General features: G+C 41.5%; 11 protein-coding genes. All 11 read right to left on the bottom strand.

The features are described from left to right. Positions 1-288 (bottom strand): nitrilase-related carbon-nitrogen hydrolase (locus tag B3473_RS03675; RefSeq protein WP_293674877.1); only part of this gene is annotated, 288 nt, incomplete at its 3' end. A 150-nt stretch (positions 289-438) separates the two neighbouring features. Next, a complete protein-coding gene (locus B3473_RS03670) occupies positions 439-627 on the bottom strand; it encodes a peptidase (RefSeq protein ID WP_154454408.1) in 189 nt (62 codons plus the stop codon). Positions 628-682: 55 nt separating this feature from the next. Continuing rightward, positions 683-3,301: an alanine--tRNA ligase gene (gene alaS, locus B3473_RS03665; protein ID WP_235280806.1), complete on the bottom strand. Its 2,619-nt coding sequence runs from the start codon at positions 3,299-3,301 to the stop codon at positions 683-685. 316 nt (positions 3,302-3,617) lie between these two features. Next, the gene (locus B3473_RS03660; protein WP_168260995.1) at positions 3,618-4,700 is read right to left on the bottom strand and encodes a peptidyl-prolyl cis-trans isomerase; all 1,083 of its coding nucleotides are present in this window, start codon (positions 4,698-4,700) and stop codon (positions 3,618-3,620) included. Positions 4,701-4,765: 65 nt separating this feature from the next. Then, the gene (locus B3473_RS03655; protein WP_154454411.1) at positions 4,766-5,467 is read right to left on the bottom strand and encodes an O-methyltransferase; all 702 of its coding nucleotides are present in this window, start codon (positions 5,465-5,467) and stop codon (positions 4,766-4,768) included. Positions 5,468-5,520: 53 nt separating this feature from the next. Next, a complete protein-coding gene (locus B3473_RS03650; protein ID WP_235280810.1) occupies positions 5,521-6,132 on the bottom strand; it encodes an HAD-IA family hydrolase in 612 nt (203 codons plus the stop codon). Positions 6,133-6,212: 80 nt separating this feature from the next. Beyond that, positions 6,213-8,015 (bottom strand): oligoendopeptidase F, encoded by a 1,803-nt coding sequence (pepF, locus tag B3473_RS03645; RefSeq protein ID WP_269725750.1) that lies wholly within the window; start codon positions 8,013-8,015, stop codon positions 6,213-6,215. 1 nt (position 8,016) lies between these two features. Continuing rightward, a complete protein-coding gene (locus tag B3473_RS03640) occupies positions 8,017-8,976 on the bottom strand; it encodes a competence protein CoiA (protein WP_204984749.1) in 960 nt (319 codons plus the stop codon). 51 nt (positions 8,977-9,027) lie between these two features. Beyond that, on the bottom strand, positions 9,028-9,744 hold the full coding sequence (locus tag B3473_RS03635; RefSeq protein WP_154454414.1) for a pseudouridine synthase: 717 nt from the start codon (positions 9,742-9,744) through the stop codon (positions 9,028-9,030). Between the two features lie 46 nt (positions 9,745-9,790). Next, positions 9,791-10,495 (bottom strand): glucosamine-6-phosphate deaminase, encoded by a 705-nt coding sequence (gene nagB / locus B3473_RS03630; protein WP_154454415.1) that lies wholly within the window; start codon positions 10,493-10,495, stop codon positions 9,791-9,793. Positions 10,496-10,633: 138 nt separating this feature from the next. Continuing rightward, entirely contained in the window at positions 10,634-11,134 is a 501-nt protein-coding gene (locus tag B3473_RS03625; RefSeq protein ID WP_154454416.1) for a VIT1/CCC1 transporter family protein, read from the bottom strand. Positions 11,135-11,277 lie beyond the last annotated feature (143 nt).

Below are 11,277 nucleotides of genomic sequence, written 5' to 3'. Positions count from 1 at the left end.
ATAAGTCGTGTTAAAAAAGCTATCTTTTTTCTTGGTTGCTACCGAACCTGCCACGATATTTACATGGTGTTTCTTGGCAAAGGCCCGCAAAAGAGTTTTGGTCCTTTCACCATTGTCATCTGCCAAATCAGCAAGCTGGCTCAAAGCATAACCTGTGTTCCACATTTCAGGCAGAACAATCACATCAGGTTCATCCAGCACCGCTTTTTCCAATAATGCCAATACGGTTTTTGTATTTTGCTTAGGCTGTCCTTCACGAATAGCCATCTGAATAAGTGCTACTTTCATTGTATCCTCGATTCTATATGACAATAATCTTCTAAAATCTTAGTGCCTATTATAGCAACATCGCCTCACATCGTAAAATAGTTATTTCAAAAGCAATCGATAGTTAAAAACTATAACCAAAAAGGAGTTCCCAATTGGAACTCCTCATGATTATTTGGACTTTTCCTTTAATAGCCTGACAAAACTGCTCAATAAACTCCCTTCAGCTAGGATTGCAATAAGATAAACCATATTAAGATGTCCGCTTACCGCCTCTTTGATAGCCATATAGATCAAAATAAGCAAGGTCAAGCCGATAAAGGCAATAGCCATTTTTAAAAGTCTATTTTTGGGTGTCATCTACTTTAAAACAACTCCTTAATCTGCTAAGCTGCTGCCTAACTGATGCGGTTTGTTACACGTTTTCAGCAACTGCTGCAAGAAGGTCTGCAATCTTAGCAGCGTCAGAACCACCTGCCATAGCCATGTCTGGTTTACCACCACCACGACCAGAAACAATTGGTGCCAAAGCTTTAATCAAGTTACCCGCATGAACGTCTTTTGATTTGCTTGCCACAAGGACATTGACTTTTTCGCCAATAGCTGCGGCCAATACAAGCACGTCAGAGTAATCTTTTTGTTTCCAGTTGTCTGCAAAAGTACGAAGGGCACCAGCGTCAGAAACCGTTACTTGACTTGCAATGTAGCGAACGCCGTTAGCTTCTTTGACGTCTTTAAAGACATCACCAGCTTGGGCAGCTGCAGCTTTTTCTTTCAATTCTGCATTTTCTTTTTGCAATTGGTGCAATTGTTCTTGCAAGCTTGCTACTTTGTTAGTCACTTCTTTCAATTGAGGAACTTTCAAAGTTGCAGCAATAGCTTTAAGGTCTTCTTCTTCTTGACGGTAAGCTTCAAAGGCTTCTTGGCTAGTCACGGCAATAATACGACGTGTTCCTGAACCAATTCCTTCTTCTTTCACAATCTTGAAGATACCAATTTCAGAAGTGTTTGACACGTGTGTTCCACCGCAAAGCTCGATTGAGTAATCACCGATGGTTACCACACGAACATTTTTACCGTATTTTTCACCAAATAGAGCCATAGCACCCATTGATTTAGCCGTATCAATATCTGTTTCAATGGTTTTAACAGGAATAGCATTCCAAATTTGTTGGTTAACTTCTTCTTCGATACGACGCAATTCTTCAGGCGTTACGGCTTCAAAGTGAGTGAAGTCAAAACGCAAGAAGCTTTCTTCATTCAATGAACCTGCTTGGGTAGCATGGTCGCCGATGATATTGTGAAGGGCTGCGTGAAGCAAGTGAGTAGCTGTGTGGTTTTTAATCACACGGTGACGGCGTTTGCTGTCGATTTCAAGCGTGTAAGTTGTGCCAACAGACAAGCTTGCCAAAACATCAACCGTATGAAGAGGTTGACCGTTTGGTGCTTTTTGCACATCCGTCACACGCGCCACAATGTCGCCTTTATCATTTTTAATAACCCCGTGGTCAGCTACTTGTCCACCCATTTCAGCGTAGAACGGTGTTTGGTCAAAGACAAGAAGGGCTTGACCTTCAGAAACCGCTTCTGTACGTTCGTTGTCCGCAATGATAACAGACAAGCTCGCATCAAGCACTTCGTCTTCATAGCTAAAGACAGAAGGTTCTGTAATGCTTGAAAGGGTTTCGTTTTGCATAGCCATTGAACCACCTTTAACCACGCTAGCACGAGCACGTTCTTGTTGTTCTTTCATGGCAGCTTCAAAACCAGCATGGTCAATCTTGAAACCTTGGTCCTCTGCCAATTCTTCTGTCAATTCAACTGGGAAACCGTAAGTATCATACAATTTGAAGATGTCTTTTCCGTCAACGGTATCTTTGCCTTCTGCTTTCAATTCAGCCAACAATTCATCTAGCATATTTGAACCAGCATCAATGGTACGAGCAAAGGTTTCTTCTTCGCGTTTAACGATTTTTTCAATGAAATCTTGTTTTTCAAGGATTTCTGGGTAATAAGATTCCATGATTTGACCAACGGTTGGAACCAATTGGTACAAGAATGGTTTGTTGATGCCCAAGCGACGACCATGCATAACAGCACGACGAAGCAAGCGACGAAGCACGTAACCACGGCCTTCGTTACCAGGAAGAGCACCATCACCGATGGCAAATGAAAGCGAACGGATATGGTCAGCAATGACTTTGAAGCTCATGTTGTCGCCATCTGGATCGTAGGTTTTACCAGATAATTTTTCAATGTCACGAATGATTGGCATAAAGAGGTCTGTTTCAAAGTTTGTTTTAGCCCCTTGCATAACTGCAACCAAACGTTCCAAACCAGCACCCGTATCAATGTTTTTATGTGGCAATTCCTTGTATTCTGAACGCGGAACAGCAGGATCAGCGTTGAATTGTGACAAAACGATGTTCCAAATTTCGATGTAGCGGTCGTTTTCAATGTCTTCAGCCAATAATTTGATACCAAGGTGGTCAGGGTCAAAGTCTTCCCCACGGTCAAAGAAGATTTCGGTATCTGGTCCTGAAGGTCCAGCACCAATCTCCCAGAAGTTATCTTCAATTGGAATCAAGTGACTTGGCTCAACACCAAGAGAAATCCAACGATTGTAAGTGTCTTTATCATCTGGGTAGTAAGTCATGTAAAGTTTGTCTTGTGGGAAATCAAACCACTCAGGACTTGTCAACAATTCAAATCCCCAAGTGATGGCTTCATCACGGAAGTAATCCCCCACAGAGAAATTCCCCAACATTTCAAACATCGTATGGTGACGGGCTGTCTTACCAACATTTTCAATATCATTTGTACGAATAGCTTTTTGGGCATTGGTAATACGTGGGTTTTCTGGGACAACTGTACCGTCAAAGTATTTTTTCAGTGTTGCCACACCTGAGTTAATCCATAACAAGGTTGGGTCATTAACAGGAACCAAGTTAGCTGATGGTTCTACTGAGTGACCTTTTGATTTCCAAAAATCCAACCACATTTGACGCACTTGTGCACTAGTTAATTGTTTCATTACGTGTATCCTTTATCTCTATTTGATGGCATGTGACGTTTGCACATGCTCACAAAAAAACGACAAGCCATATCCAGAGGGCGACACTAGCCGCGGTACCACCTCTATTCAATGAACTTGTCATTCTTCATTTACGTTTTTAATTGTTTAGTAGGCTATCTCAAGACAATTCAGACTTGATAACCTAACGGCAATCGAGTAGCACGATTTACCCTCTTCCATGGTTCGCAGCAGCCACCACTTTTCTGTATCCGAAAGATAAAACGATTCTCAATCCCCTTAATTGTACTGTAATTTTAACGTCTGGTCAAGTTTGTTACTCATTAGAGCTTGACTCAGTTGTTGACGCTTCTTCGCTTGCTGATGTTGCTTCAGATGAACTTGATTCAGATTCAGATGAGCTAGACTCTGAAGAACTGTCTGATGAGCTTGATGATTTAGAAGAGCTTGATGATGAGCTTGTAGCATATTGTGATAAGATGCTTGCAAAGCTGTTGTCTTTAATCTTAACGTTAGCTTTTTCAAGTGTATCTGCAATCACTTGGTTTTGGAAGTTTGTATCATTTTGGTATTGTGCCATAATGATTTTCTTCAACTCTTTCTTATAAGTCTTCCAGTTTGAATCCTTTTCTGTTTTCTTAGTTGTTTTAACGATGTAGTATTTGTATGAATAAGTTGAGGTATCCATAACTTTAATTACATCAGAAACAGAACCTTCGTCTTGGTTAAAGGCAGCTTCCATAACGCTTTCTGGCAAATCAGTGCTTGCTGAATTGAATGTGTATTCTGTTTTCTTCGCAGTTGTGTTATCTTTTGCGATAGTATCAAAATCAGCACCGTCAGCTGTTGCTTGGTCATGAACAGAATTAGCTTTTTCTTCATCATCCAAAGCAATCACAACAGCTGTTGTGTCTGGTTGGTAGTCTTTGTAAGCTTCTTCGTAGTTTTTAGTAGTCAATTCTTTCTTAGCCGCTTGTTTAACAGCATATTCCACAAGCATTGATGTGCGGATTTGTTGTTTGTAAGTGTCGGCAGTCAAACCAGCATTAGCCAATGCACTGGAGAATGATGAACCGTATGACTCTGCTGTTTTGTCGTAAGCTTTATCCACATCTTCACTTGATACTTTATCACCGTATTGTTCTTCGAACACGCGTGACAAAATCAAGTTCAACATAGTTTGTTTTGAAGACGAGCTATCTTTTGCAGCATTGTAAAAATCAGATACAGTAATAGTATCGCCTTTCATAGTAACCAATGCTTTATTTTCTGAGTTATTATTTGTTGCAAGGTAAGTAATACCAGCACCGATTAACGCTGACGCTACCGCAATTGAAATCCCTTTGAAAGCTGTGCTTTGAATCACTTTCTTGAACCCTGAATTTTCATTATTAGCCATTACTAAACTCCTTAATTTGTCGTTAACTCTATCAGTATATCATAATATCTTAAATCTTGCTTAATCTATAGCGTGACATCTTCTGCATTTTTGCGAATCATCAACAAGCCATCGCTCAGTGGGACAAGCGTAGCCGTCAAATCTGGATTGTCCAATGTCGCGTCAAACAAACGCTGCAAGCCGCGGTAAATAGTACGTTGTCCACGGCGAACCTCTTCAATTGGCTTGACAATGTCACCGCCTTGGAACACATCATCAAAGACAACAACCCCACCGACTTTCAAGTGTTCCAAAACTTCTGGTAAAAAGACAATGTATTTTGACTTGGCAGAATCCATAAAGACAAAGTCAAATTCTCCCTCAATGCTTGACAAGGTATCTACGGCATCGCCCTCAACCAAGGTGATTTGATGACGTGTGTCGTATTTGGCAAAATTGTCCTTAGCAAAGGCAATCATCTCAGGATTACGGTCCAATGTCGTAATCTTAGCGCCTGGCGCATTTTCAGCCATCAAAAGCGTTGAAAAACCGATAGCCGTTCCGATTTCCAAAATATTTTTGGGCTGCAAGGTCTGCATCAAAAAACGGAAATAAGCCACAACTTCGTGCTGAATAATAGGAATATTTTCGCGATGTGCAAAATCGGCCAGTTCTGCGAGATAGCCCTCATTTGGCTTTTGTTGATTGCGCATATAACGCACAACGTCCTCTTTCACCACAGGACGGCGCATATTGTGATTTGCTGTTTTTGAATATGATTTAACCATAACTGTTATTATATAGCAAAACGCGGCCGATGTGAATAGATTTACCTCGATTTTTATACTTCAAACAAACGAATAATATCTGATAAATCCTCGATATGCTGGTTATTGGCTGAAAACGGTTGCCCAAGGTTAAGAGATGGAATACCTGCGTTTTCTGCAGCCTCAACGTCTAAACGACGGTCGCCAACATAATAAGTTCTTGCCTTATCCAAATGGTACTTGTCTATCACATAATCAATGACTTCTGGACTAGGTTTTCTAGCAAAGCCATTGGCAGAAGTCACCACTTCGATGATGTATTGACGGACCCCAAAACGTTCCAAGACATCATTTACCGTAATGCCCTTATGCGTATAGACAAAATGGTTGATTCCTTTTGCCTTAGTAGCAGCCAAAACCTCCACCAAATGTGGTATAGATTTAATCTTATCGTCACGCGCCTCCTGCTCTTTTTTGAAAAAAGCTGACAAGGCCGCAAAATCCAGATGGTGCTCTTTGGCCACTTGATAGAGCAGGGCCTTGACGGATTCTTTGATGATAAATGCCATCACCCATTCTTCATTAAAATCTAAGCCATAATGGGCATAAGTCGCCTGCAAAGCTTCACCAATTGCCTCGTAAGAATCCACCAAGGTGCCGTCAAAATCCCAAATCAATGCTGTCACGTTCATTCCCCAATCTCTTCACAAATTGCTTTTATTATAACACAAAACGAGGTTAGCCTAAGCCAACCTCATAACTCTTTTTAGAGATGTGCCCCTTTTTCAACCAAGGCTTCCAATTCATTCAAACGTTCTTCAAAAATCTTGAAGGCAGCATCAAGGTAATCACGACTGGTCATGTCCACACCTGCTTTAGCAATCACATTCAGTGGATAATCAGAACTACCTTCCTTGAGATAGTCAAGATAACGGTCAATGTCTGCCTGAGTGCCATGCACAACTTTATCTGCTAAATAGCTTGCTGCCGCAAAACCTGTTGCGTATTGGTAAACGTAGTAATTGTAGTAAAAATGCGGAATCCGTGCCCATTCGTATTGGATTTCAGGATTGTCCTCTTTGCTAAGGCCATAGTATTTCTCGTTTAATTCCGCATAGAGTTGGTTGAGGTAGTCACTTGTCAAGACGTCACCTGCTTGATCTGCCTTATGAATGCTGTCCTCAAATTCAGCGAACTGCGTTTGACGGAAAATAGTGCCCTTAAAACCATCCAAATAATGATTCAAAATGGCAAAACGTGCCTTGTCGTCTGTCACTTCTTTTAACAAGGTTTCTGTCAGGATATTTTCATTGGTTGTTGATGCAATTTCCGCCAAGAAAATGCTGTAATCCCCATAAACATAAGGTTGGTTTTCGCGTGTGAAAGTCGAATGTAAACTGTGCCCTGTTTCGTGAACGAGGGTAAAGAGATTGTCCAAGGTGTCTTGCCAGTTCAAAAGCATGAAGGCATTGGTGTCATAAGACCCACCTGAATAAGCCCCTGAGCGTTTGCCTTTATTAACATGCACATCAATCCAACGTTCCGTGAAGGCACGGTGTACACGCGCAGCGTAATCTTCACCAAAAACAGCCAAAACCTCCTCAGCCTTCTTCAAAGCCTCCTCATAAGTAAAACTCATGTCCATTTCAGAAAGAGGCGTATGCAAGTCATACATTTTCAAATCATCTAATTTGAGGATTTTTTTGCGCAAGGCGACATAACGGTGTAACAGTGGCAAGTAATCATTGACCGTTTCCACCAAGGTATCATATACCGATTCTGGAATATCATTAGCCGCAAGAGCTGCCTCACGAGCTGATTGGAAATGGTGAACGCGTGCATCATAGTTGTGCACTTTGACATTGGTCTGCAAGGTTTTCGCGTAAGTGTGCTGGAATTGTTCGTAGGTTGCATACATGGCTTGGTAAGCTTCTTTGCGAACTTCACGATTTTTAGACTCCAACAAACTGATAAAATTGCCGTGGGTCAACTGCACTTGATTGCCTTCATCATCTGAAACGATAGGGAAAACCATATCGGCATTATCCAAAATACCAAAGGTTTCACCCGCAGCCCCAAAAATTTCTTGAGCGCCAGCCAACAATTCCTCCTCAGCTTGTGATAGGACGTGTGGTTGACGTTTAAACAATTGCTCGAAGAAATGCGCGTAAGCTGATAAGGCTGGCGTTTCTGCCACAAAATCCGCAAAAGTTGCCTGCGACAACTGCAACAACTCAGACTCATAAAAGGCAAAAACTTCGCTAAATTTGGCATAAAGGGCTGTGGCTTTAGCTTGGTATTCTTGGTATTTTGCAACTGTTGTGTCTTGGTCATTTTTCATTGACGCATACACATAAACCTTCTCCAAACGGCGCGACAAGTCCAAATATTGCTCCGTGATGCTTAGCAAATTTTGGCTAGATTCAACCAAGTGTCCCTTACATTTTTTGGCTTCATCCAAGTCTGACGCGATAGCTGCCAATTCTCGCTCCCAAGCTTCATCAGTCGCAAACACGGTACGCAAATCCCATTGGTATTTTTCATCAATATGACGACGATTATCTGACATCTTATTCTCCTTTTTGCTCTTTACCTACCATTTTATCATAATAGGCTGGTGGATAAAGCCATTGACGTTCTTTTTCCGACTGATTTTGGTAATAACGGCTAAATTGCTCATAAAAGACGGATAAATCCTGCCTAATCTGGCAAAAACCTTCTTTCGCTGTTAAGGGGCGAACCTGGGGGTAATAAGCAGACAAGGGCAGGCTCAACAAATTAGTTCCTTTCAAATAGGCCTGTTCCTGCCTTTGCAGCCATTTGCTCTGACGCGCCAGCAATTGCCTTTGAATATAGGTCAGTAACTGCGGGTCTTGCTCGACGCTGTAACAAGATAAGGCTTGTCTTTGGTAGGGCAAACGCAAAAAAGCCATCACATCATCTGAAAACGCACATGTCCTAGTCTTATAATGCAACTTGCCATGCCAATCTTCATAAATCAAATAGTGCAACCGAATAACTTCCTGTGTGGCATCCAGCTCCCACAAATGAAACCCCATGTTTTGTGAAAAATACAAAAAGTGCCGCTGCAAAGAAGACAAGCGTTCACCCAACCACAACTTTTTACCCAAGAGCCAAAGCACTTGAAAACCGTGCTCTTGATAAGCCCGCGTGCGATCAAACAAACGCTTCTGCGACAAGCGAGAACATTGCACTTCCAAGGCCAAATGACCATTAACCATGACATCTGCTACTTGTTGTAACTCTGGTAGAACTTGCTCTACCACGACGTCATCTGTTCGCGTAATAGCACGGTAGAGAGCTGCTTTCAACTGCAGGTGTTCGCTACTTTCATTTTCATGGTAAAAGTCGCATTGCTCCAAAGACACATGGGCAAAATGCGGGCGCAAAACCATGCCATTTTTCAAATGCAAAGCAGCATAACAGGCAGGGCACCTAAAGGCTTGTTTATCTGGAATGCCGTCCAATACCGACACCAATTGCCCCTTTTCATCGAGTGCTGATAACATAAACACACCTCCTACCGCTTTATTCGAAAAAATCCTGAAAACCATTGGAGGCTAATCCAAATAGGTTTTCAAGATTTCTTTTTCTGATACTGTCAATTCACGGTAGCGACCCTTGGGCAAATCACCTAATTGAAAATCGCCAAAAGTTAGGCGTTTCAGGTAAATCACCTTCACACCGTAAGCCAAAAACATCTTTTTAATTTGGTGAAATTTACCTTCGGAAATGGTAATGTAGGCCGAACTTTTATCTGAACTCGTCATGATCAGTTCAAGCCTAGCAGGCTTACAAACCGTACCGTCCGCAAAAGTTACCCTATTTGCAAAAAAGTCAGGAGCATCCTCCGCCAATAGGGCATTCACTTCAACATAATAAGTCTTTGTAACATGATGCTTGGGGTGCAGGAGGCGATAGCCCAAGGGACCATTATTGGTTATCAAGAGAAGGCCTTCTGTGTCGCGGTCCAAACGCCCAACAGGATAAAGCCCAGAAACGCGGTCCCCTTGCTTTATCAAATCAATTACCGTCTGATGTTCCTTATCCGACACCGCAGAAACGACTCCTGTTGGCTTATGAAGGAGAAAATACTTCTCAGATGACGCGGTCACGGATTTACCTGATACCGTAATGGCTTGTAGACTTGGTTCGACATTGAGATTATCCGACTCAGCCAAACGCCCGTCCACATAAACCTGACGGCTACGGATCAATTTTTTCACCTGATTTCGCGAGCCAAAGCCCGCCTGTCCTAATAATTTATCTAAACGCATAGGACTATTGTACCATGACTCAGGCAAGATCTTGCCAAAAATAAACTTAATCCAATGCGCTGGCAGCAGCTTCGTCCACAATAACCACTACGTTAGGGTGTTTTTGAAGAACGCTGGCTGGTAAGTCTTCTGTCACAGGTCCTTCGATCATTTGTTTAATAGCATCAGCTTTGCCTTGACCATAAGCCATTAAGACAATCATTTTAGATTGCATGATGGATTGAATTCCCATTGAAATGGCTTGTTTTGGCACATCGTCAATGCTATCAAAGAAACGGCTATTTGCTTTAATTGTATCTTCTGTCAAATTAACAACATGTGTTGTCACATCAAATGACGTTCCAGGTTCATTAAAACCAATATGCCCATTGTGACCAATCCCTAAAATTTGAAAATCGATAGGGTGTTCTGCAATCACTTGATCATAACGACGTGTTTCTTCTTGTAAATCACTTGCCAACCCGTTTGGAAGGAAACTTTCTTTAAAGGATTTGGCCCGGAAAAGATTTTCCTGCATGAAGTAATGGTAACTTTGGTCATTATCAGCTGCCAAGCCCACATACTCATCCAAATTGACACTGGTCATGTCTGAAAAATCAAGATCACTCTTTCTGATCTCATCGTAAAAAGCAAGTGGCGTGCTACCTGTTGCCAAGCCCAATGTCTTAGCACCTTTAGCCATTTCATCTTTTAAGAGTGAGAATGCCACTTGGCCGCCTTCTATTTGATTTTGTACACGAATGATTTTCATTGTAACGCCTCCTTGTTTGGTATAGACCGTTTATCTATTTTTATTATATGGTATATACCAATCTTTGTCAAGAAAATTTTTGAAACAAAAAAAGTCTGAGAGCCAAACTCTCAAACTTCGATATTTTCTTTTTAAAATCTAGATAGTACCTGCGATATGACCAAGCACTTCTCCGACATAGTAAGCAAAAAGCGCTGCCACCAGACCGATAAACAAGGTTCTGAAGATTTCTTTTGCCTTGTTTTCACCTGTAATTAAGCCTTTAACCAAACCTAACAAAAAGAGGGCAAAAGATACAAACAAGCAGGCCAACAAGAAGGTATGGGCTTTAAAGACCGTCGATACTCCCATGAAAATGTAAGATAATAAAGGAATCAATCCAAAAATGATGAAAGAAGCAAAGGTCGCTAAGGCATTCTTGATAGACTTATCTTTGATGTTAGACTCTTCTGTTGTCGAACTCAAATAATCCCCAGCTGCCATAGAGAAACCATCTGCCAAGAGATTAGAAAAACCTAAAATCAAGATAGATTCAACTCCTAAGTTACCCCCGACAGCACCAGCTACTACGGCAAACGTGGTTACAATCCCATCCATCCCACCATAGACAATCGACTTCGCATAATTCTTAATAGCCAATTTCATCACCTTCCCCGTGTTTATGGTACGATGACTGCTTACATCAAGTCCCTTACCATAAAAAATATTTATAATAATTCTAAATAAACTTCGCTTTTATTATAGCACTTTTTTAGAATGGTTACAATAAAAGAGAGATATTC

Origin of the sequence: Streptococcus sp. UBA632 (assembly GCF_002300045.1) — a bacterium.
GTDB lineage: Bacteria > Bacillota > Bacilli > Lactobacillales > Streptococcaceae > Streptococcus > Streptococcus alactolyticus.
This window is presented reverse-complemented; position numbering and strand designations above follow the sequence as displayed.